The sequence below is a fragment of the Flavobacterium sp. BFFFF1 genome (assembly GCF_002256285.1).
Classification (GTDB): domain Bacteria; phylum Bacteroidota; class Bacteroidia; order Flavobacteriales; family Flavobacteriaceae; genus Flavobacterium.
Map to the genome: position 1 here is coordinate 1 of NZ_NKJE01000010.1, position 20,546 is coordinate 20,546.

Here is a 20,546-nt window from a genome sequence, read left to right on the forward strand (position 1 = left end):
GTATTTCATTCCGGGTACACCATTAATGGCACGCTCCAATGGAATCAGGACCGCTTTGGTCATCAGTTCGCCGTTCGCACCTGGATATTCCGCGGTGATGTTTACCTTAGGCGGTGAAATGGAAGGGAACTGTGTGACCGGTAATTTTGTAATCGCGAGCGCACCGAGAAAGGTGATGATCAGCGATATTACGATAGACAGGACAGGCCTGTGTATGAATTTATTAAACATTGTTTTGTTTTTTTGGATGGTTACTCGGCGGCGAGCCTTAAATGGGAGATCGCTTCTTTGGGCGCGACAAATTTTGATTTGATCAGGTCATCGTCTTTCACACTCTGCACGCCTTCGAGCAGGATTTTGTCGTTTGCGGTCAGGCCGCTGCCCACGACATACAGATCCGGCATTTCTCCCGATACCGTGATGTTTTTCGAACGCACCACATGGTCATTCCCCACGACAAACACATACACCTTATCCTGGATTTCATAGGTCGCTTTTTGTGGAATCACAAGCGCATCGCGCAACGGAAGCTTGATCTGTACTTTGCCGGTTTCGCCGTTCCGGAGCAGTTTGTCCGGATTGGGGAACTTCGCGCGGAACGCAATGTTGCCCGTCTCACTGTCAAATTCCCCTTCAATCGTCTCCACATCACCTTTGTATGGTAAAGGCTGGTTGTTCGCCAAGATCAGGCCCACTTTTTTGTCTCCGCGGTCCTTTACATTCGTTTGGTAATTCAGGTATTCCGGCTCTGAAACGTTGAAATACGCAAACATCTGGCTGTTGTCAGAAAGGCTGGTCAGCAGTTCCCCTTCATCGATAAGGCTGCCCAGTTTATTGGGTATGCGGTCTATGGTTCCTGCGAACGGCGCCCTGATCTCGGTAGCCGCCAGGTGAAACTTTGCGGTGGCCAGTTCTGCTTTCGCCTGGTCGAGGCGGGCTTGGGCCATGGCTAATTCGTTTTTAGAGACAATATTCTTGTCGGCAAGCAGCTTTGTATTCTGCAGTTCGATTTCGGCAGCTTTTTTCTCCGCTTCCACCTTTTGTGTTTCCGCTTCATACATTTTGGGCACGATGCGGAACAGCAGCTGCCCGGCTTTCACCGACTGCCCTTCATCAACGTAAATGTCCTGGAGAAATCCTTTTTCGAGGGCACGGATTTCAATATTTCTAACCGACTTGATTTGGGAGACATATTCCTTTGTAATGGAAGTGTCGACAACCATAGGATTGGTTACCGCGTAGCTGCCGGCTTCTTTTTTTGCTTCTTTTTTGGACGTACAACTGCTTAGCAACAATAAAGCGATGGCGCCCATAGATATGGCGATTCTTGTCATGATAATAAAAATGAAATGGTGGAATTTAAATGTTGAGATTAATGTTTGCCGATGGTACAAATGGCAACGCATCCCAAGACGGGTGCATGTTATGGCATTTGGGCCATCAGCGAAAATCAGGAAACATCACATTTCAAATCCGCAACACCCGAATCGTAATGTAAATAGGGGAGTAGCTGCCAAGCGGCGTGAAGGTAAAATCCCGTTTGCAGGAATTGGGGATGGCGATGGCCTGCAGCTTGCGATAGACCAACCCAAAGGACGGATACGGTTCCGCAGAAGGCAGTTTGGTTATCGCGCGGTAATTGCGGTCACCGGAAGTCTGGTTTTCTTCATTGAAATCCGAATCGTTGTCTTCAAAAAAAGTATCCTGGTGGTCGGTATCGTTTAAAAGATGTTGCTTTGGCTCGACCTTTTCCGATGCAATGGACGCCTCGCGGTATAAGTTACCGCTGGGATGGGCTCCCTTAGACACCAGGGAAAACAATAACGCGAATAAAATTACAAAAGTCCTCATACCGGAGCCAAAGTTAAAAAAAGTTTATATAGAATGAATTTTGGCGGTTTTTTTTAAGAAAAAATTATGCGAAAACGTTTTCACATTCCTCGTGTTTAAGCATTGTATGATAATATAAATAAAAAGAATCCAATCGCATACGGTACGTCCATTATAACCGTAATTTTGCATCCAAAAATTATAAGCCTGTATGCAAATATTATTCTCTTACATTAAAACCCATAAATCGCTGTTGTTTTTCGCACTGCTGCTTGCGGCGATAAACCAATGTTTTTCTTTGTGTGATTCGATCATCATCGGGAAACTGATGAACCAATGCGGCGTGGGCGTAGCCAATTTTCACCGTGACTTTAATTATTTCACCAGGGTGGTACTCGGATGGCTTGCACTGTCTGTCGGTGCGGCCATGGTCTCGCGTATTGCCAAGAACTTCCAGGATTACTTTACGAACATCATCATCCAGCGCACGGGCGCCCAAATGTATACTGACGGCATCCGCAAAGCGCTCCAGCTTCCATTCCAGGAATTTGAAGACCAGCGTAGCGGCGAAACGCTCGGCAAACTGCAGAAAGTCAAAATTGACTGCGAAAAGTTTATCACGCTGTCGATATCGCTGATTTTCCAGTCGGTAGTGGGTGTTATTTTCGTGGTTGTTTATGCGATCAATATCCACTGGCTGCTTGGCCCGATATTCTTGGCAACCGTACCGGTCATTGCTTTTATCAGTTCGTTCCTGGGTAAAAAGATCAAGAAGGTGTCGCGGGAAATCCTCGGGGAGACGACGGCTTTGGCGGGTGCTACTACCGAATCGCTGCGCAACATCGAGCTTGTGAAAAGCCTTGGGCTGACGCAACAGGAAGTAAACCGGCTGAATTCGACGACAACCAAGATTCTTGGCCTTGAGCTCAAGAAGGTGCGTTACATCCGTTCGCTGAGTTTCTTCCAGGGTACGACGGTGCATTTCATGCGTACGAGCCTGGTCTTTGCGTTGTATTTGTTTATCTTTTATGACATTATTAAGCCAGGCGATTTAATCACGCTGATGTTTTTCTCCTTTTTCCTATTCAACCCATTGCAGGAATTGGGCAATGTTATAGCTACTTACAACGAGACGAAGGCGTCGATGGACAATTTCAGCAAACTGATGAATTCTGAAAGCGAGGCGGTACCGTCACAGCCTGAAACGATTGGTATGATCGGCAGCCTGCGGTTTTCAAACATTTCGTTCAGGCACCTCAGCGCACAAACTTATGCTGTAAAGCAGATCTCTTTCGAAGCCAAAGCCGGCGAAACCATTGCTTTCGTAGGCCCTTCGGGAAGCGGAAAGACCACGCTTGTCAAATTGTTGGTCGGACTGTATAAGCCTAATGAAGGCCATATTTTTTATAACGAAAAAGATGCGAACGACATTGACCTGAACGAACTCAGGCAGCAACTGGGTTTTGTCACACAGGACGCGCAGTTGTTTTCCGGAACGATTAAAGACAACCTGCTCTTCGTAAAACCAGATGCCACCGATGAGGAGCTATACGACGTATTGAATAAGGCGGCCTGTGACAACCTGTTGAAACGCGCAGAGAATGGGCTGTACACGACCATCGGCGAAGGCGGTATCAAAGTATCGGGCGGTGAAAAACAGCGGCTTTCAATTGCACGCGCATTGTTGCGTCACCCGAGGTTGCTGTTGTTTGACGAAGCTACTTCTGCGCTGGATTCCATTACCGAAGAAGAAATTACGCAGACCATCAGGAACATTTCGTCAAAACAAAACCAGATTACGGTGTTGATTGCACACCGGCTTTCGACAATTATGCACGCCGACAGGATCTATGTGCTCGAACAGGGCAACATTATAGAACAGGGAAGGCATGAGGATTTGCTAAACGAGAAAGGATTGTACTACGCGATGTGGAGACAGCAAATCGGGGAAAGGAAGTAATAAGATTACTTTTACACCCGGACGAAACGGCTAAAGCAACGCGGCGTTTCCTACACATAGATAAACCCGATACGGTATTTGAGCAGGCTCATTTATCGTATCGGGTTTTATTTTTGGTGAACAATGCCATTAGGCGTGCGGATTTGGTAGTTTCCGTTTAGCCGACGACCCGTTTGTCTTTCGCAACGAAGCGTGCAAAGCCCATTAATGCGCCACACACCATAATGTTCCTGAATACGTTGACCATTTCGAGTTCCTTTTCCCGGGCAAGGTTATCGGCCATCATGGCGGTATCCAATTCGCTTCCCATAGCCCGTGGCAGGTGCACTATGAATGCCATTAAAATGACGTACAATGCCATCAGCGTGTAGGCCAATTTATCATATTTACCGGTAAGCGCACTAATGATAAATGCTACTATAAACACAGCCGTGAGGTAATTCAGGAAATAAGGAAAGGGCAAATAATCGGGCACGAAGGCCGCACCGACATCGGGCTTGCTCAGGTGTAGTCCCACATACATCAGGAAGGAAATCGGGAACAGCCATTTTCCAATGTCTAATATCCTGTCCATAGCGTTTAAATTGGAAAAGGAACAAGCGCCCTGATTTCTACGCTACTCTCCGGATACTTCAGGATAGGGCAGGATTTCGCCCATTCCTCTACTTCTTCAGGAGTATCTGATTTGGCAGTTAAATAGCCTGATACCAGTACTGAATTGGGCGCTTTGTATGGGCCACTTTCGTTTTCGTCGGCTTTGACCACCGTAGCATCGTATACCATGGGTGCTGTTGAAACCAATTTTCCCTGGACGGCAATGTTTCCGATCCATGCCTGCCAGCGGGGCATATCCTCGGCCATGTCCTGTGTTGTTGCAAGGTAGCCTTCCGGGGCGCTTGCATTCCTGAATAATAAAAGATACTCTGTCATTTGATAAAGTTTTAATTGTTGAACAACACAAAATTCAAGAATTAAAACCTGCTGGTTCTTGACAAATGTCAATGTTTTAAAGCCTCGTTTTCAATCGGCTGAAAGTTTCCTGTGAGATGCCAAGATATGAAGCAATTAATTTGCTTGACAACCTGCTCATGAGTTTTGGACGGTAATCCATGAGCCACTTAATCCGTTCCAAAGCCGACAACGACACGAATGTATTTATCCTGTATACCGAATTGGCATAGGAAGCTTCCAGAATTTGTTTGTAAACCTTATCGAACTGCGGAATCGTTTCCATCATCAGGGCGAAAGACTGCCGGTCAATGGCAAACAAATCTGATGGCTCGACCGCCCTTATATTTTCGGTTGCAGGCAGCTGACCGCCAAAACTGATTAATTCTGCGCACCAGTTGTCTTCGGTGATGATATCCCTGGTGGTTTCGTTCCCGTCGCTGTCCAATGTATATACCTGGAGGCAGCCTGAAGCGATAAAATATACGTACTGGCACACATCGCCCTGGACCAACAACGGCTCATTTCGTTTTGCCTTCACGTATTTGAAAGTTGCCAAAACGGTTTCAAGGTTTTCGATGTCATCACCCAGGCGGGCAATGATGTGTTGGCGTAGCGTGTTGATCATGACAAAGTTTTATACCGTGACGATAACGGATGGCAAATCATTTTATCTCTGGATTGGTCAACCCAACGATACTGTTTTAAATGCGAATGTATAAAAGTTGTTTTAATTTGTTATCATTTGAAAGGCTGTTGTTACAAAGAGCTGCGAAAATTGCAGATATCGGGTGCAGTAGCCCAATGTCACTCCGAAAAAGACTCATACCATCCAAAGCGCTCGTCGACGATCGTTTGTTTGTTTTCACGAAGGTATTGCAGGTAAGCTTCTGCCACCGGCCCATGCTTCTTCGCTTTAGGCCAAATCAGGCTCCAAGTGGTCCGGATGGGTAGGTTTTTGGTCGGGATGATCTTCAGTTCGCCATTGTTCAGCTCATTTTTCAAGCCAATCAGCGGCATGATAGAAATACCAATGCCCGCAAGCAGCGCCTGTTTCAAAGCCTCATTCGACGTAAGCTGCAGCTTCTTATGGACCGGAATATTATTCCTGAGCAGGTACTGTTCCATGGTTTGCCGTGTGCCTGAGCCATCCTCCCGAAAGATGATCGTGGATTTGCCATAAATTTCTACAGGATTTTCGGTGTCGGAAACTTGGTAATCATGATTTCCTACCAGATAGAGCTTATTGGGTAAAAGATCCAGCTTTTCGATTTCCGGCTTTTTCGGAAGCAGGGAAACCAGGCACAAATCCACTTCGTTACTTTCCAGGCTCTCTATGACATTGCGCTTATTGGTCACATCCATGATGAGTTCGACATGCGGGTGAAGCTTTAGAAAGTCGCCGAGGAAATGAGGCATCACGTATTTTCCCGTCGACACCACGGCCAGCTTTAAACGGCCCGCTAACTGCCCTTTGTAATTACCGGTTTTGTAATTAATGGCATAGACCTGCTCGAGAATGGTGTTGGCAGCGGAGGCAATCTCACGCCCAAAATCGGTGACAAATATTTTCCGGCCAACGACTTCCGTCAACGGAACGTCAAACTGTGCCTGGAAGTTCCTCAGCTGTATGGAGACGGCCGGCTGTGTAAGGTTGAGTATCTCGGAGGCCTTCGTAACGCTTCCGGTCTCGGCAATCCTGGCAAATATTTCGAGCTGATGCAAGGTATAATTCATAATAATATTTTATAGATATCATTTCAAATATAAATAAAAATTAATGAATTACGCCCTGTAGCTTTGCTGCAACTTAAAATAACATTTATGAAGAAAATTGTATTTATTGCCGTTGCATGGTTGGTGTGCCAGAATAATCTCGGTGCACAGACCCGATCGAAAAAGACAGAAAGCGAACCTGTTTTCAATTATGAAGGCTGTGTTTCTGCACGGGATTCTGCGTATGCAAATCCGCGAATTGCCATCGACGTCCTCATGGAGGGCAACAAACGTTTCGTGGCCGGAAAAGCACAGAAACCAAGGCAGGACAAGTACACCGTTAAAAGCCTTGAAAAAGGGCAACACCCCTTTGCGGTAATTGTTGGATGTTCCGATTCGCGGGTGCCGAACGAACTCATATTTGATCAGGGGTTTGGGGATTTATTTATCATCCGGACAGCGGGCCAGGTCGCTGCAGATGCTTCGTATGCGAGCATGGAATTTGCCACATTGAAACTCGGGACCAAACTCATTGTGGTGATGGGACATACCGAGTGTGGGGCGGTGGCCGCAAGCTTGTCCGGCGACACGCATCTGCCCGGACACCTTAATACCCTTACAGCTGCTATTCGGCCGGCGGTATTGAAATCACAAGAGCTTTCTGGCAACCCTTTAGACAATGCTGTGCGCCAGAATGTGATCGACCAGGTGAATGCCTTAAGAAAACTGGCACCCATACTGGACGAAAAATTCAAAACGGGCGAGCTGTTGATTGTCGGGGCGGTCTATGACATCCATACTGGTAAAGTAACGTTCCTTGAGCAGACCATCGCCGACCTGCCTGTTTCAAAGTAACACATCATATGGAAAAGTTAAGACACTATTTTAAGGACCTGGCACAAAAGCGCGATGGCAAGCCAAAGTATTATTTTTTCGCGGCACTGATAGCGATTACCGGCATACTAATCGAACTTTCGCTGTTCATGCAATTTATACATCCGGGCATCCTTGCCGAAAGGGCGGTCACAGCCTTATCTATTATTACTTCATTAACCCTTTTAAAAATCATAACCCAAAATGGACAAGAACATTAAACTTATTGATGGCGTTTTCAGCGCCGAAGATGCACGTGAAGTTATCGGCAGCCTGCTGCAATTCAAAATCACCTTTCATGAAAAGAAGAATTTCAGTAATGAAATACGGACCGGAACTGGAGACCATCATTCTGTTCTGCGGATTCAGGAATTGAAAACCATGCAACTTGATTTTGACAAGTTTCTGCATGGGGTTGACCCCGTAGCCGAGTTTGAGGTATTCGCCGAAATTACGCTTCACAAAAAATGAGCTTTTTTGCAGGCAGGAAGTTGCTGATTGTAACAAAACATGGAAAAGAGGCCGTAATTGCTCCAGTTTTGGAAAAGGTTTTGGACGTGAAATGTTTGGTGGCTACCGACTTCGACACGGATACGTTGGGAACTTTTTCAGGAGAGGTTCTTCGAAAGCGGGATGTATTGGAAACACTCAGGGAGAAATGCCGGCAAGGTCTTGCGATGTACCAGTTAGACCTTGCTGTGGCCAGTGAAGGTTCGTTCGGAATGCACCCCACCGTATTTATTGCTCCAGCAGATGATGAGCTGGTAATGCTTCTGGACGTCAGGAACGGTATTGAAATCGTGAGCAGGGAGTTGTCTTTGGATACCAATTTCAACGGCGCCCAAATAAGCAATGAAGCAGACTTTTTAAGCTTCCTGGAGACCGTTAAGTTTCCGTCGCACGGCATTATCATCAGGAAGGCCGCCAGTGCGTTAGAAGGTATGGAGAAAGGAATCGTAGCGATGGACGTCGCCCTGGCGGTTTTTAGAAAGTTCTTGGCTGCGTTCGGTTCTGCATACGTTGAAACAGACATGCGCGCGTGCTACAACCCCAGCAGGATGCTCGTAATCGAAAAAGCAGTAAACAAACTTGTGGCACGCGCCAGTACGTTGTGCCCTGATTGTGGTATTCCGGGCTTTGGCGCCGTAGATGCGGTGGCCGGTCTGCGCTGCTCGTTCTGCGGCTCTCCTACCAAATCGATACTTTATGTCCTGGACGGCTGCCAGAAATGCGGGTTCACGGAGCGGAGATATCACCCGCGCGGAGTTACGGTTGAGGATCCGGCCTATTGTGACCATTGCAATCCATGACACTTATTAAAATGAATTTTTACAACAAATAAACCAATAAAGACAGAAACTTATGAATCTTCAATTACTCTTTGAAAACCTTACCAATCCCGCATTGCTTTTCTTTGTGTTAGGAATCATCGCGGTGTATCTGAAAAGTGATCTTGAAATTCCGGCAAATACCTCAAAGTTCATTTCGCTTTACCTGTTATTTGCTATCGGCTTTAAGGGCGGACAAGAGCTGTCGCATGAAGCATTCAGCGTCGAGATCGCCTTGTCCATGTTGTTCGCTGTTTTTATAGCCGTCGCGATTCCCATTTATACCTATTTCATTTTACGGCGTAAATTCGGTGTTTATGATTCCGGGGCGATTGCCGCAGCTTATGGATCTGTAAGCGCTGTTACCTTTGTTACCGCGACTTCATATTTGGAATTGCAGCACCTCGAGTTTAGCGGACACATGGTCGCTATTATGGCACTTATGGAATCGCCCGCCATTATTGCGGGGTTGATATTGATATCAATGTTCAGTAAAAAAGACCGGGAACAAAGTGGCTTTAGAAAAGTGTTGCACCATTCACTTACCAATGGCAGTGTGCTGTTGATTTTTGGAAGCCTTGTCATCGGCTATCTCGCCAGTGCGGAGCAGGCGCAAGGCATCAAGCCTTTCACAAACGATCTTTTTAAGGGGTTCCTTGCGATATTTCTTTTGGATATGGGAATTGTCAGCGGAAGAAAACTGGGGTCGCTGTTCAAGGAGGGATGGTTTCCGTTTGTATTTGGAATCATCATACCGCTGTTTAACGGATCGGTCGTTGCATTCGCCAGTGGTTATTTCACTACCGACATCGCCGACAGATTCCTTTTCGCAGTACTTGCAGCGAGCGCTTCCTACATCGCCGTGCCTGCGGCAATGAAAATTGCTGTGCCTGATGCGAATCCCGGATTATACCTGCCCATGGCATTGGGCGTTACTTTTCCGGTCAATATCACCATTGGGATGCCGCTTTACCTGCTCATTGTGAAACAGTTCTAACGGGCAGGTCAGGCAGCAACCGTTTTGGTTTTGTTTCTATGGATCGTTGCATTATTTTTCGAGATAAGCCCATGTGAAATCAGGATGGTGCCCGTCACGGCGCACCATCTTGATCCATAGTAGTGTAAGATGTTCAAGGTGCAATGCCTGATCGAGGCTACCGGTATCAAGTGGTCGGAATCCGAGATCGTCGATTAACAGCGATACGGTGATTTTAGCTTTCAAATCGTTTCCGGAGAGCAGCATCACCGGTAGGATTCCAGGGTGGGGGAACTTGCTTTCGGCAAGGTTTTCGAAGCCGTAAATAGAAAAAGCTTTGACCACTTTTGCATCAGGAGCCCATTGCTGAACTCTTTCGCTGCCGGAAATGACACTGTTCAGTCCGTGGGAAATCCCCGGTCCAACAGGGTTTGTACAATCGACCAACGTTTTTCCATTGAAAGATAATGTCTTGAGAACTTCCTCGTTTGCCATAAACGGCGTCGCAAGAAAAACGACATCCGAGGAATCTATTGCTTTTTGTGTCGCCGCGGTCGTAAAATCGGGATTTTGCAGCAATGCTTTTGTGACGCTGTCCGACGCCTTATCGGCAGCAATTATTATTTCGTGTCTACATTTTTGAAGTCTTGCTGCCAACGCAAACCCCACGTTGCCTATGCCAATAAACGCTATTTTCATGGTGATGTTATTTGATCTTATTCGCCCAATGCCTTTAGTAATACTTCTGCCGTTTCAGTTCCTGAAAAATTTTGCTGGCCCGTAATCAGGTTCCCGTCGCGGATGGCGAACCCTTTCCAAAGGCCAGCCTGGATAAAGTTGGCGCCCATGCTTCTCATTTCCTCTTCGATACGCCAAGGCATCAGGTGCTGCCCACGTGGTAGTGCGCCCATGTTCCAAACTGCTTCATCGGCAAAATCTTCTTCGACATTGGCAAAACCGGTGATTGTTTTTCCTGCCGCGATGAAGGTGCCATCTGATAGTTTTGCATGCCTTAAAACCGCAACGCCATGGCAAAGCGCTACGGCCAACTTACCCGCCTCATAAAAATCTGCAAATTTTTGTACCGCTTCATGGGCTTTCGCGATTGTGAACATAGGACCTTGGCCGCCCGCGAAGATGATGGCATCGAATGCATTGACGTCGATTGCCGCTGCAGGTTTGGTGTGTTCAAGTAGCGACAGGAAAGCGGGGTCATGCAGGTATCCGCGGCTGATGACATCTTCTGCCTGCCATTGTGATGGATCTTCAGGATTGCTCATGGCATCGGCTTCGCACTTACCACCGAAATAACTGAAAATTTCTACTTCGTGCCCTTTTTCAGTCAAATGATAGTAGGGGTGGGTAAGTTCGCTCCACCAGAAGCCGACCGGCCAGCCAGTGGTGGATGAGTTTGCCGGGTTGGACAAAACGATGGCAATCCGTTTTGGTTTTTTTGCGTTGACGGGGTTTAAATTCTTATGTGACATTTTCTTTATGTTTAAGGTTACTCAAATTTAAGTCAGTGGAGGATTGAATAAATGTTAAGTCTTCTGATGTGTGTTACTTACAAAATTGTGAGTGTGTAGTTTTCGTAGGCTCAGCGAAATAAAATATCTTTGAAAAAAAGAATTATGCCTGATTTTATCAACGACAATCATCTGTTTCACAACCCTGTTGAATTTGCGCTGAGTAAAATCGGGGGGACATATAAAATGCCGATACTTTGGCGGCTGAAAGAGAGAACATGGCGTTATAATGAACTTCGGAAAAGCCTCCCACATGCGTCAGACAGGATGCTTTCAAAATCATTAAACGAGTTATTAACGGACGGATTTATCAGCAAAGCTGTATTTGCGGAAGTACCGCCGAGGACCGAATATAGATTGACAATACGGGGAAGAGAATCCATTATTGTTATCGATACGTTGCGCAGTTACGGCTTGAAATTGATGTCGGAATTTGATTCAGAATCCAATGCGCCATTGAGATGATAATCATATCAATTGCGTCCTGTAGCCAAATCCCTTAAAATCGACAGCTTGTCCTTTAATGCTAACCCCAAGCCATTATCGATCATGTTTGGAATTTCTTTTTCCGCTTCTGATATTTTAGTCAATGCCGTTGGATTGTCGTTTTTGAGCACGGCAATGGCAGCTTCAGTAGCGAAAATCTGAGCTTTCGGAATCAACGCAGCCGGCTGGAACTTAGTCCAGTATTTTTCAGCTTCATCAATATTTCTTTTGGCATAAGCATAAAAGAAAGCGGCATCGAGCCAAACAATGTTGCGGATGCCTTTCGGAATCGATTCTACGTTGCTGATATATTCTAACAAGTGCTTTTCCGCTTCGTCCATGTTGCCCTTGTCAAATTCAGCCTGATGAGAAAAGCTGTGAAGGTACACTCCAAATGGCGCTTGCAGCTTTTTGGCCAAAACCGAAGCTTCCCGAAGTTCATCTGTATTGATTTCCCGAGGCCGCACACCTGCTGAAGCATTGGTGATCAGCAATAAAATCAGCAATTCGAACCGTGAAATATCTCCTCCCTGCATGAGGCGCAGTACGCGCGCACCGTCAGAGGAAAATCCACCCGCCCTCATCGGGAGTGCGGTAGCGATAAAGATTACGATTGACAAAAATGCCATTATGCAAAGGCTACCGGAAGCAACTTCCAGAAAGATCGTTGATGGTGAAATTGCATAAAACATCCCGAAAGCAATCAGGGCAAGCAGCAAGCTGGCCAGCGGACCCCCAGCAGCATATACTGAAAAGCGTTTTTTTAGGTCCTGGGTTCCCATCGGTATGCAAATGACCAGTCCACCCGCTGTATTGACATTCCTGTTCCATCGGAAGCGCCATTTTTGCTTTTCCTTTTCCCACATCAATGGACCGACAACATACGTCTTAAAATCAAAATCCATCCACACCCCGGCTATGGCATGTCCGGCTTCGTGGACTGCGATCACTATAAAAAATATCGGTATAAAAAGCAATAGAATGGTAGTTATTGCACTGCCCGACATTTGTGATGACGCGCCTACAGCGGCCTTCCCTGCAAAAAATCCAAAGGCCCCAAAACTGATGAATGTGATCAGGAACCTCAATCCTTTTGACACAATGCTATCTTTTTTCATAAGTCTGGTTAATATTGCTATTTGTCTCCAAAGCCAACGCCAAAACCGAAAATGCCCCCAACGGCAGCCAAATGTACAAAAAGCCAAATTTTCTGCCACAGTGGCCTTTCGTTCCACGGCTGTTTTACATCGAACGGGTCAAACGCCAACGCGATACCCAAGGATGCCGAAGCGTCAATATATAAATGCCTGACCAATATCTGGTACAGCGAAAAGAGTATAAATAGGGAATAAAGTACTTTGTTAAACGGCAGTGTTGTTTGGTCTTTTACATTTTCCATTGTCACTATAGTTTAAAAACGTTAACGCCAATCGCGTATCCATAGGTTTTCCCTTTTTCATCTTTGTAAATGCGGATTTTGTTACAGGCGGTCCCAAGATCAATCTTTTGCCAGGTTTGCCCGCCGTCTGTTGTTTCAAAACCACTGCTCATCGTTCCAACGAATCCATGGTTTTCATCGATAAATCCGATTCCGAATTCGCGTGCCTTATTGTCGGCGACTAAGTTGATTTCGCTCCAGGTATTGCCGCCATCTGTAGTTTTTGCGATCCTTTGCTGCGTAACATTTGTATCCGGGTTATAGGACTGGATTGTTACATAGCCCACTTTTGCAGACGGGAATGCCACTTTCCAGGTGGTTTCAAAAGGGCGGCTGGATTGGTAGACCTTTTTCCAGGTTTTTCCACCATCGGTTGTTTTTAGGATCAGCGCATTGGATTGTGTGATGTCCTCGTTGGTAGCGGCACAGGCAAACCCTTCGTTTTTATTTAACATTTTAATGTCAAAGAGCATTTTACAATCGTTGTCCATGCTATGTGACGTCCAGGTTTCGCCGGCATCGTGAGAAATCATTATATTGGCTGGGCTGCCCACGCGACCTACTGCGAAAATATGTACTTTGTAATCAATTTTCCCATGGTTAATGAATTGCTCTTTTACAATGTCGATTGCGCACAATCCTTTTACATAAGGCCCTTTGTAAGCAACAGGATTCCATGATTTACCACCGTCCTTTGTGCCGTACAACGGAATCGTATCGGTAACATTTGGAAAATAATCAGTCCCAACAGTTCCTGCAAACCCTGTGTTTTTATCCAGGAAGGCAATGGTCCGGAAAAAGGTGCCTTTTTGCTCCAACTGTTTTTCCCACGTGGTGCCTCCGTCAGTGGTATGAAATATCCTGCCATAGCCATTGACATACCAACCGTTATTTTCATCAACAAACGCAATATCGTCCTGTTTTCCCTGATAAGGCTCCGTAGTCAGTTTCCGCCAGCTACTTTCCTGGGCTAGTAATGCAGAAGTGGCAGCGAGAAATAAAAGCGTAATTTTTAATATGTAATTTATCATTTTCCACTAATTTTAAATTGATGTGCCGAAATTAGGGGACAGCGACCATTCCATTATTGTAAAAAATTGCTAATCTGGTAATTCCGTGGTGAACATCCAAAATGTTGCTTAAAGGCATTGCTAAAGGCCGGAACATCAGTAAAGCCTAAAATGCTGCTTATATCGGACACTGAATATTGATTCTTCATTAATTCGATGGAAAAACGCAGCCTTTTCTGAATGACATATTTGTATGGTGTTGTATGGAAGAACGTCTTAAACAACCGGATAAAATGATACTCAGACAATCTGGCCTCGCTGGCCATTTTCCCAATGTTGAGTTTCTCAAGATAGTGGTCATCAATGAAGTTCTTGGCATCGTTGATGAAGTTGAACAGACGGCAGTTTGTCTCCTGCCTCACCACCTTCAGCCGATGGTAATTTTTGAAGATGCTGTATTGGTCAAAAACAACGCGCTCCGCGATGCTGGGAAAAATCTCACCGGTAACGTTTAAATCTAAATTGATAAGGTCTTCGAAATCGTTGGATAAATTGTAAAGTGCAGTACCTAACTGGGAATTATGCCTGCCGTATTTTTGGATTACGCAATCTCTATCAAATAGGAATTCAAAAAATGTATTGGGCTCTTCAAAATGATAATTAATCACATCGGCAATGCACTCTTTGGCGATGTCTAAGCAGATTCCTTTTGCGGGCGCACTGCCGTCAATAAGTACCTTTCCATCGGCATGTGTGTTACCGATAACAAAATCGCCCTGATGTAATGTAAATTTCCTTTTATTTATGGTGTAGTTTTCTTTCCCATCGACGACGTATTTTACTGAAAAATTTCGAAAGTACGCCTGTTCTTCTGCCTGAACTACTTTGGAAAGCCGCAGTTCGTTGCCTTGATTGTCCGAAAAGATCGTTTTATTTACCAACATGGCTGAAATTTAGTGGTATAAGTACTTCATTTATTTGAAATGTTACAAATCTTTAGACATTAAACCAATTTTTTTGAGTAAAGGAAGATACCCTTCTAAATATCGGGATTAAATCGCCTGGATTATAATTATTCACCTGAGGCAGCCGTTAAAACAAAAAAAAACCATCAAGCGGACTTGTGGTTTTTCTTATTAAAGTGTGGTGTGGGGAGAGCAGGATTCGAACCTGCGAAGTTCTCACAGCAGATTTACAGTCTGCCCTCGTTGGCCGCTTGAGTATCTCCCCATTGCCGAAGCGGTTGCAAATATAAAAACACTTTTGGGCTTTGCAAACTTAAAATAGAGATAATTTCACGAATATTTTTAATTCCTTGTGCATGAACGAAATAAAAAAATCTCCCTTTTGGGGAGATTTGATGATATGTTAAAAAGCGGTGCTTACTTGTCCAATAGTGATGCAATTTTCGCCCGCAGCTCTTCGCCACGAAGGTCTTTGGCAACAATCTTACCTTTTTCATCAAGGACAAAAGTAGCAGGAATGCTTTTGATGTTGTACATTACTGCGATGGGATCTTCCCAGAACTGCAGGTTTGAAATGTGCGTCCAGGTCAGATTATCTTTTGCGATCGCTTCTTTCCATTTGGTACCATCTTTATCCAACGAAACGCTGATGATGTTAAGGCCTTTCGCATGATAGTCGTTGTAAAGTTTCACGACATTTGGATTCTCCTTACGGCACGGACCGCACCACGAAGCCCAAAAGTCGATAATGGTCACTTTTCCTAAAGAACCTTTCAGTGACGCCGTTTTTCCGTCCGGTGTTGGAGCAGAAAAATCAGGTGCTTCATTTCCAGCGGTAAGTGCCCTGTAATTTGAAATTTTCGATTGGATCAGCTTTCCTGTTTTTGTTTCTTTCAATGGTGCATCAAGGCTGTTAAATACCTTTTTGATCTTTTCGATATCAACTTCAGGATTGTTGAACATATTGTCGATGAACAAAACGGACAGGAATGACTTTGGATTTTTCTCAGGGAAATTTGAAGAAAGCGCTACCATTTGGTCCTGGTATCCCTTTACTTCCTGTATCAATTGGTCTTTAACGATGGTATCGTTTTTTTCATTTGCCTCATTCCATTTTGCCGTGTTGGCTTCCTGGAATTTCATCAATTTATCCTGAATTTTCATGGCCGCACCGTTAAATGACTGAAGGTCATCATTGCTGCGCGTGCCACCCACTTTGCTTTTACCGATACTGTCCTTGTAAATCGTAAAATTAATTTTTCCACCCTCAAGGATAAAAACAACTTTTCCTTCGGCTTTATCAACCTGCAAGAAATGAATTTCAGGTTCCTCTGTTTTTCCTTTTAAAGTGAATTTGCCATTTTCAACTTTGGCTGAATCCAATGTGATAAAAGTTCCCGGTTTCTTTTCGTCCTGTTTCTGAAGGTAGACCTTTTTCCCGTTTTCAACCCCTGCTGCTGTTCCCGTAATTGTGAAATCAGCGCCAATCCAGGCGGTAAACGATACCAACCCAATGGCCATCAAAATAATTAAAGAAACTTTTTTCATGATTTGAGGATGTTTAAATTATTATTTCAGGATGGAAGCTACCTTTGTTTTAAGCGCTTCTCCCTGAAGATCTTTAGCAATGATTACTCCATTTTCATCCAATAAGAACATTGCCGGAATACTTTTTACGTTGTACTGTGCCGCGATGGGATCCTGCCAGTATTTTAAGTTTGAAACATGCGTCCAGGCTAGTTTATCTGCTACGATGGCTTCCTTCCATTTTGCCGCTTCCTTGTCCAATGATACGCTAATAATGTTCAATCCTTTTGGGTGGAATTCATTGTAAAGCGCTACAACGTTCGGACTTTCTTTTCGGCATGGACCACACCATGATGCCCAAAAGTCAACCAATGTCAATTTACCAAGCGATTGTTTTAATGATACTGGCTTTCCTTCGGGTGAAGGCGCTGTGAAATCAGGAGCAGCGGCACCAACAGATGGACCTTTCGTCTTTTCCGCTTCAATCAATTTGAGGTTTTTCAGGACATTTTTAGCCGGTTTTGCTTTTTTCAACTCTGGATCCAAAGCTTCGTATAACTTTTTGATTTTAGCAATATCAGCGTCTGGCTGCATGGAAAACTGCTCAAGGAAATATACTGAAATGAATGACTTAGGGTATTTCTCGATGTGGTTTAAAGACAGCGCTTTGATCTCTTCCTGGAATTTTTTATTCTCTTTGATCAGGACATTTCGGGTTACGGTGTCGTTTTTTGCCACAGCTTCCTGCCATTTACTCATGTTGGCTTTTTGGAAGGCCTGCATTTTTTTATCGATCTTCGTATACGCTTCGGTATATTCGGTCAACTTGTCATTACTATACGTTCCGGAAACTTTACTTTTCCCCAGGGTATCTTTGTTGATCTTGATTTCGATTTCGCCAGATTCAAGTACAAAAGGGAAACCACCCTGTACATCTTTCATTTGTATGAAGTGCAAAAGCGGCCCATTTTTCAATTTGCCTTCCATTTGGAATTTACCATCCTTTACTTTGACGGTATCGACATGTACAACACCCATAGAATCCTGCTTGTTAAGGTAGATTTCTGAACCGTCTTTGACGCCTTCGGCTTTTCCGGTGATGATGAACTCGTTGTCGGCAACTTTTTTACATGATACTACAGCAATAGAAGCCAGCAATACCAAAAGAACTTTTTTCATTGTTTCGATTTTTATTTTAGAGTGCAAAAGTATTTATTTTTAACTGGATTGGGTGTTTTTTAAACAAATTTTTAAGATTTACCAATTGCAAATCATTGGCTTTCCGATGGACAAACAAAGTTAGACAGTTTTATATCGGTTTTTCGAATGCCACTGATTCCATTTTCAACATTGATAAAGTGATGGATTCCGCGCGATTTTAAAATCGAAGCCATGATGACAGAACGGTATCCACCTGCGCAGTGTAGGAAAAAAGAGGACTCAGGAATTTCATTGAGATGGTTGTTGATGAAATCCAATGGGATGCTCAGCGCTCCCGGAATGTGCTCCGCGTTGAATTCGCCGGGTTTTCGCGCATCGACAACCAAACTTTGATCAGTAAAGTGTGCCGCAAATGTTTCCGGGGTGATCGATTCGATGTGGTCCGTTTCAAATCCAGCCTGATTCCAGGCTTCTATTCCGCCCTCAAGATATCCCGCTACTTTGTCAAACCCAACCCTGGAAAGCCTTGTAATCGTTTCCTGCTCGCGACCCGCCGGCGTAATGATCAGCAAAGGTTGGTTTACATCCATAATCATCGCGCCCACCCATGGTGCAAAATTCCCATCAATCCCTATGAATATCGATCCCGGAATGTGTGATTTTACGAATTCACTTTCGTTTCGTACGTCCAAAATCACAGGATCTGTAACTGAGGCGGTATTTCTGAATGCTTCTGGACTGAGGGCCTTCATGCTTTTGATGATAACGCTGTCCAGGCTTTCGTACCCTTCGATGTTCATCATGACATTTTGTGGAAAATAGGCAGGAGGGATGGCCAGCCCGTCCAACACTTCTGTTACAAACTCCTCGCGCGTCATGTCGGCACGTAGGGCGTAATTGGTTTTTTTCTGGTTCCCAAGCGTATCTGTAGTTTCCTTACTCATGTTTTTCCCGCAGGCACTTCCCGCGCCATGACTTGGATAGACCGTAATATCATCCGGCAGGACCATGATTTTATTGCGTAACGAATCGAATAAGATCGAAGCCAATTTCTCCTGAGTCAGTTCACCCACGATGGTCTGGGCCAGATCCGGGCGCCCTACATCACCTATGAATAGGGTATCACCGGTAATGAGACCAAGTGGGGTCTGCGACGCATCGCTTAACAAATAGCAGCTGCTCTCCAGCGTGTGGCCAGGCGTGTGTATCACTTTTATGGTACAATTCCCAACCTTGAATTCCTGGTTGTCCTCAGCGATTATTGCTTCAAATTTTGGACTGGCAGTAGGACCATACACAATTTTTGCACCTGTTTTTTGGGCGAGGTCCAGATGCCCTGACACAAAGTCGGCATGAAAATGCGTTTCAAAAATGTATTTTATCTTAGCATCATTTCCTGCCGCTTTGTCTATATATGGCTGAACCTCGCGCAACGGGTCGAATATTGCGGCTTCACCATCGCTTTCAATGTAATACGCTGCCTGGGCAATGCATCCGGTATATATTTGTTCTATTTTCATAAAAAATGGTTTAAAGATGCAAAATTAAGCAGAAAACAAATGGTTTGGTGAAATGAGGCTGCCAATTTCGTTTTTAACGAAATATTAATAACTGTTTGCAAACCGCGAGGAATAAATATTGGTAATTTTATAAGCTATGGAAAAAGATACAAAAAAGGGGTTCCGCTTCCGCACCTACGAGGCTCCGTTCCTTTCACCTTTTGACAAACTTTTTGAAATTTTCAAAGAACTGATTACTTATACGTCAGGCGATTTTGATGAAGCCATTGACTGGCTTCGCGAACTCGATAAGGAATACAAACTCACCGATGAAAATTATACCATCGACGATTTTATTGAAGACCTGAAAAAGAAAGGATATATCCGTGAAGAATTTAAGGACGACGGAACAGCCGGACTTGGCATCACGTCAAAAACCGAACGCGCCATCCGGCAACAGGCATTGGACCATATTTTCGGGAATTTAAAACGCAGCGGTGCCGGGACCCACAAAACCAAACATTCCGGAAACGGTGATGAGCATACTGGCGAGTTTAGAGAATTTCATTTTGGCGACAACCTCGAACGGATTTCCATGACGGAAAGCCTGAGGAATGCCCAAATTAACCACGGTGCCGGCGATTTTCAGCTGACTGAGAACGACCTTATTGTCGAAGATACGCAGTTTAAAGCACAAATGAGCACGGTTTTGATGATCGATATCAGCCACAGTATGATTTTGTATGGCGAAGACCGCATTACACCGGCTAAGAAAGTGGCGATGGCTTTGGCCGAATTAATCACAACGCGTTATCCGAAAGATACTTTGGATATTCTCGTTTTCGGAAATGATGCCTGGACCATCCCGATTAAGGATTTGCCTTATTTGAAAGTCGGGCCTTACCATACGAACACCGTTGCGGGCCTGCAGCTTGCGATGGATATTTTGCGACGCAAACGCAATACCAACAAGCAAATTTTCATGATTACGGATGGCAAGCCAAGCTGCGTGCGAGAGCGTGACGGGTCCTATTATATGAACAGCAATGGCCTTGATGAATACATTGTCGATAAATGTTATGCGCAGGCACAGCAGGCCAGAAAACTGCACATTCCGATTACAACATTTATGATTGCGCGTGATCCCTACCTGCAGCAATTTGTGGATCATTTTACTGAAGCCAACCAGGGCAAAGCATTCTACACTGGACTTCAGGGACTGGGTGAAATGATTTTTGAAGATTATGAAACCAATAGGAAGAAAAGGATTAAGTAGAATTGAGAATTAAGAATTAAGAATTAA

Annotated in this window: 24 protein-coding genes and 1 tRNA gene; 8 read left to right on the plus strand and 17 right to left on the minus strand. The window is 44.7% G+C overall.

Going from position 1 to position 20,546, the window contains the following annotated elements:
• From CFE23_RS07825 to CFE23_RS07835, 3 genes are all read right to left on the minus strand, one after another.
• The coding region (locus CFE23_RS07825) for an efflux RND transporter permease subunit (RefSeq protein WP_291086474.1) at nucleotides 1–231 on the minus strand (231 nt) is incomplete at its 3' end.
• Nucleotides 232–251: 20 nt separating this feature from the next.
• The gene (locus CFE23_RS07830; protein ID WP_291086476.1) at nucleotides 252–1,334 is read right to left on the minus strand and encodes an efflux RND transporter periplasmic adaptor subunit; all 1,083 of its coding nucleotides are present in this window, start codon (nucleotides 1,332–1,334) and stop codon (nucleotides 252–254) included.
• Between the two features lie 133 nt (nucleotides 1,335–1,467).
• Nucleotides 1,468–1,851: a hypothetical protein gene (locus CFE23_RS07835; RefSeq protein ID WP_291086478.1), complete on the minus strand. Its 384-nt coding sequence runs from the start codon at nucleotides 1,849–1,851 to the stop codon at nucleotides 1,468–1,470.
• Between the two features lie 190 nt (nucleotides 1,852–2,041).
• Between CFE23_RS07835 and CFE23_RS07840 the strand changes: the two genes are divergently transcribed.
• Nucleotides 2,042–3,790 (plus strand): ABC transporter ATP-binding protein, encoded by a 1,749-nt coding sequence (locus CFE23_RS07840; RefSeq protein WP_291086480.1) that lies wholly within the window; start codon nucleotides 2,042–2,044, stop codon nucleotides 3,788–3,790.
• 157 nt (nucleotides 3,791–3,947) lie between these two features.
• Here the strand turns inward: CFE23_RS07840 and CFE23_RS07845 are convergent, their stop codons facing one another.
• The 4 genes from CFE23_RS07845 to CFE23_RS07860 all read right to left on the minus strand — a co-directional run bounded on the left by CFE23_RS07845 (nucleotide 3,948) and on the right by CFE23_RS07860 (nucleotide 6,475).
• A complete protein-coding gene (locus CFE23_RS07845) occupies nucleotides 3,948–4,364 on the minus strand; it encodes a hypothetical protein (RefSeq protein ID WP_291086482.1) in 417 nt (138 codons plus the stop codon).
• A gap of 5 nt (nucleotides 4,365–4,369) precedes the next feature.
• Nucleotides 4,370–4,720, minus strand: a complete 351-nt coding sequence (locus tag CFE23_RS07850) for a hypothetical protein (RefSeq protein ID WP_291086484.1) — start codon at nucleotides 4,718–4,720, stop codon at nucleotides 4,370–4,372.
• A gap of 76 nt (nucleotides 4,721–4,796) precedes the next feature.
• Nucleotides 4,797–5,366: a Crp/Fnr family transcriptional regulator gene (locus CFE23_RS07855; RefSeq protein WP_291086486.1), complete on the minus strand. Its 570-nt coding sequence runs from the start codon at nucleotides 5,364–5,366 to the stop codon at nucleotides 4,797–4,799.
• 179 nt (nucleotides 5,367–5,545) lie between these two features.
• Complete coding sequence (locus CFE23_RS07860) at nucleotides 5,546–6,475, minus strand: LysR family transcriptional regulator (protein ID WP_291086488.1); 930 nt, start codon at nucleotides 6,473–6,475, stop codon at nucleotides 5,546–5,548.
• An 87-nt stretch (nucleotides 6,476–6,562) separates the two neighbouring features.
• On the opposite strand from CFE23_RS07860, the gene CFE23_RS07865 reads away from it, so the two are divergent.
• Genes CFE23_RS07865 through CFE23_RS07885 form a run of 5 tightly spaced genes read left to right on the plus strand, consistent with a single transcriptional unit; the run spans nucleotide 6,563 to nucleotide 9,652 of the window.
• Complete coding sequence (locus CFE23_RS07865; protein ID WP_291086491.1) at nucleotides 6,563–7,309, plus strand: carbonic anhydrase; 747 nt, start codon at nucleotides 6,563–6,565, stop codon at nucleotides 7,307–7,309.
• Nucleotides 7,310–7,317: 8 nt separating this feature from the next.
• Nucleotides 7,318–7,548, plus strand: coding sequence for a hypothetical protein (locus tag CFE23_RS07870; protein WP_291086493.1), 231 nt, complete (start codon nucleotides 7,318–7,320; stop codon nucleotides 7,546–7,548).
• Nucleotides 7,532–7,798, plus strand: a complete 267-nt coding sequence (locus CFE23_RS07875) for a hypothetical protein (RefSeq protein ID WP_291086495.1) — start codon at nucleotides 7,532–7,534, stop codon at nucleotides 7,796–7,798. The genes CFE23_RS07870 and CFE23_RS07875 overlap by 17 nt, the downstream gene beginning before the upstream one ends.
• Nucleotides 7,795–8,637: a DUF6671 family protein gene (locus tag CFE23_RS07880; protein ID WP_291086497.1), complete on the plus strand. Its 843-nt coding sequence runs from the start codon at nucleotides 7,795–7,797 to the stop codon at nucleotides 8,635–8,637. The genes CFE23_RS07875 and CFE23_RS07880 overlap by 4 nt, the downstream gene beginning before the upstream one ends.
• 52 nt (nucleotides 8,638–8,689) lie before the next feature.
• Complete coding sequence (locus tag CFE23_RS07885; RefSeq protein WP_291086499.1) at nucleotides 8,690–9,652, plus strand: sodium-dependent bicarbonate transport family permease; 963 nt, start codon at nucleotides 8,690–8,692, stop codon at nucleotides 9,650–9,652.
• Between the two features lie 51 nt (nucleotides 9,653–9,703).
• On the opposite strand, the gene CFE23_RS07890 is transcribed toward CFE23_RS07885, so the two are convergent.
• Together CFE23_RS07890 and CFE23_RS07895 are read right to left on the minus strand one after the other, a co-directional pair.
• Entirely contained in the window at nucleotides 9,704–10,330 is a 627-nt protein-coding gene (locus tag CFE23_RS07890) for an NADPH-dependent F420 reductase (protein ID WP_291086501.1), read from the minus strand.
• Between the two features lie 17 nt (nucleotides 10,331–10,347).
• Nucleotides 10,348–11,118, minus strand: a complete 771-nt coding sequence (locus tag CFE23_RS07895) for a type 1 glutamine amidotransferase domain-containing protein (protein ID WP_291086503.1) — start codon at nucleotides 11,116–11,118, stop codon at nucleotides 10,348–10,350.
• 129 nt (nucleotides 11,119–11,247) lie between these two features.
• Here CFE23_RS07895 and CFE23_RS07900 point away from each other — a divergent pair, with 129 nt between their 5' ends.
• Nucleotides 11,248–11,622 (plus strand): helix-turn-helix domain-containing protein, encoded by a 375-nt coding sequence (locus CFE23_RS07900; RefSeq protein WP_291086505.1) that lies wholly within the window; start codon nucleotides 11,248–11,250, stop codon nucleotides 11,620–11,622.
• A gap of 8 nt (nucleotides 11,623–11,630) precedes the next feature.
• Here the strand turns inward: CFE23_RS07900 and CFE23_RS07905 are convergent, their stop codons facing one another.
• The 8 genes from CFE23_RS07905 to CFE23_RS07940 form a co-directional block, all read right to left on the minus strand.
• The gene (locus tag CFE23_RS07905) at nucleotides 11,631–12,761 is read right to left on the minus strand and encodes a site-2 protease family protein (protein WP_291086507.1); all 1,131 of its coding nucleotides are present in this window, start codon (nucleotides 12,759–12,761) and stop codon (nucleotides 11,631–11,633) included.
• Nucleotides 12,762–12,778: 17 nt separating this feature from the next.
• Entirely contained in the window at nucleotides 12,779–13,042 is a 264-nt protein-coding gene (locus CFE23_RS07910) for a hypothetical protein (protein WP_291086509.1), read from the minus strand.
• 5 nt (nucleotides 13,043–13,047) lie between these two features.
• On the minus strand, nucleotides 13,048–14,112 hold the full coding sequence (locus CFE23_RS07915) for a YCF48-related protein (protein WP_291086512.1): 1,065 nt from the start codon (nucleotides 14,110–14,112) through the stop codon (nucleotides 13,048–13,050).
• A gap of 53 nt (nucleotides 14,113–14,165) precedes the next feature.
• Nucleotides 14,166–15,035 (minus strand): AraC family transcriptional regulator, encoded by an 870-nt coding sequence (locus CFE23_RS07920; protein WP_291086514.1) that lies wholly within the window; start codon nucleotides 15,033–15,035, stop codon nucleotides 14,166–14,168.
• 205 nt (nucleotides 15,036–15,240) lie between these two features.
• Nucleotides 15,241–15,321 (minus strand) — tRNA-Tyr (locus CFE23_RS07925).
• A gap of 152 nt (nucleotides 15,322–15,473) precedes the next feature.
• The gene (locus tag CFE23_RS07930) at nucleotides 15,474–16,604 is read right to left on the minus strand and encodes a TlpA disulfide reductase family protein (protein WP_291086516.1); all 1,131 of its coding nucleotides are present in this window, start codon (nucleotides 16,602–16,604) and stop codon (nucleotides 15,474–15,476) included.
• Nucleotides 16,605–16,625: 21 nt separating this feature from the next.
• Nucleotides 16,626–17,762 (minus strand): TlpA disulfide reductase family protein, encoded by a 1,137-nt coding sequence (locus CFE23_RS07935; protein WP_291086518.1) that lies wholly within the window; start codon nucleotides 17,760–17,762, stop codon nucleotides 16,626–16,628.
• A gap of 92 nt (nucleotides 17,763–17,854) precedes the next feature.
• The gene (locus tag CFE23_RS07940; protein WP_291086520.1) at nucleotides 17,855–19,264 is read right to left on the minus strand and encodes an MBL fold metallo-hydrolase; all 1,410 of its coding nucleotides are present in this window, start codon (nucleotides 19,262–19,264) and stop codon (nucleotides 17,855–17,857) included.
• Between the two features lie 136 nt (nucleotides 19,265–19,400).
• On the opposite strand from CFE23_RS07940, the gene CFE23_RS07945 reads away from it, so the two are divergent.
• Nucleotides 19,401–20,519 carry a VWA domain-containing protein gene (locus CFE23_RS07945; RefSeq protein ID WP_291086522.1) on the plus strand — a complete coding sequence of 373 codons (1,119 nt, stop codon included), beginning with the start codon at nucleotides 19,401–19,403 and terminating at the stop codon, nucleotides 20,517–20,519.
• Nucleotides 20,520–20,546 lie beyond the last annotated feature (27 nt).

Coding starts and splice junctions, on each gene's coding strand:
- CFE23_RS07830 (WP_291086476.1), bottom strand. CDS start 1,334: ATGACAAGAATCGCCATATCTATGGGCGCCATCGCTTTATTGTTGCTA.
- CFE23_RS07835 (WP_291086478.1), bottom strand. CDS start 1,851: ATGAGGACTTTTGTAATTTTATTCGCGTTATTGTTTTCCCTGGTGTCT.
- CFE23_RS07840 (WP_291086480.1), top strand. CDS start 2,042: ATGCAAATATTATTCTCTTACATTAAAACCCATAAATCGCTGTTGTTT.
- CFE23_RS07845 (WP_291086482.1), bottom strand. CDS start 4,364: ATGGACAGGATATTAGACATTGGAAAATGGCTGTTCCCGATTTCCTTC.
- CFE23_RS07850 (WP_291086484.1), bottom strand. CDS start 4,720: ATGACAGAGTATCTTTTATTATTCAGGAATGCAAGCGCCCCGGAAGGC.
- CFE23_RS07855 (WP_291086486.1), bottom strand. CDS start 5,366: ATGATCAACACGCTACGCCAACACATCATTGCCCGCCTGGGTGATGAC.
- CFE23_RS07860 (WP_291086488.1), bottom strand. CDS start 6,475: ATGAATTATACCTTGCATCAGCTCGAAATATTTGCCAGGATTGCCGAG.
- CFE23_RS07865 (WP_291086491.1), top strand. CDS start 6,563: ATGAAGAAAATTGTATTTATTGCCGTTGCATGGTTGGTGTGCCAGAAT.
- CFE23_RS07870 (WP_291086493.1), top strand. CDS start 7,318: ATGGAAAAGTTAAGACACTATTTTAAGGACCTGGCACAAAAGCGCGAT.
- CFE23_RS07875 (WP_291086495.1), top strand. CDS start 7,532: ATGGACAAGAACATTAAACTTATTGATGGCGTTTTCAGCGCCGAAGAT.
- CFE23_RS07880 (WP_291086497.1), top strand. CDS start 7,795: ATGAGCTTTTTTGCAGGCAGGAAGTTGCTGATTGTAACAAAACATGGA.
- CFE23_RS07885 (WP_291086499.1), top strand. CDS start 8,690: ATGAATCTTCAATTACTCTTTGAAAACCTTACCAATCCCGCATTGCTT.
- CFE23_RS07890 (WP_291086501.1), bottom strand. CDS start 10,330: ATGAAAATAGCGTTTATTGGCATAGGCAACGTGGGGTTTGCGTTGGCA.
- CFE23_RS07895 (WP_291086503.1), bottom strand. CDS start 11,118: ATGTCACATAAGAATTTAAACCCCGTCAACGCAAAAAAACCAAAACGG.
- CFE23_RS07905 (WP_291086507.1), bottom strand. CDS start 12,761: ATGAAAAAAGATAGCATTGTGTCAAAAGGATTGAGGTTCCTGATCACA.
- CFE23_RS07910 (WP_291086509.1), bottom strand. CDS start 13,042: ATGGAAAATGTAAAAGACCAAACAACACTGCCGTTTAACAAAGTACTT.
- CFE23_RS07915 (WP_291086512.1), bottom strand. CDS start 14,112: ATGATAAATTACATATTAAAAATTACGCTTTTATTTCTCGCTGCCACT.
- CFE23_RS07920 (WP_291086514.1), bottom strand. CDS start 15,035: ATGTTGGTAAATAAAACGATCTTTTCGGACAATCAAGGCAACGAACTG.
- CFE23_RS07930 (WP_291086516.1), bottom strand. CDS start 16,604: ATGAAAAAAGTTTCTTTAATTATTTTGATGGCCATTGGGTTGGTATCG.
- CFE23_RS07935 (WP_291086518.1), bottom strand. CDS start 17,762: ATGAAAAAAGTTCTTTTGGTATTGCTGGCTTCTATTGCTGTAGTATCA.
- CFE23_RS07940 (WP_291086520.1), bottom strand. CDS start 19,264: ATGAAAATAGAACAAATATATACCGGATGCATTGCCCAGGCAGCGTAT.
- CFE23_RS07945 (WP_291086522.1), top strand. CDS start 19,401: ATGGAAAAAGATACAAAAAAGGGGTTCCGCTTCCGCACCTACGAGGCT.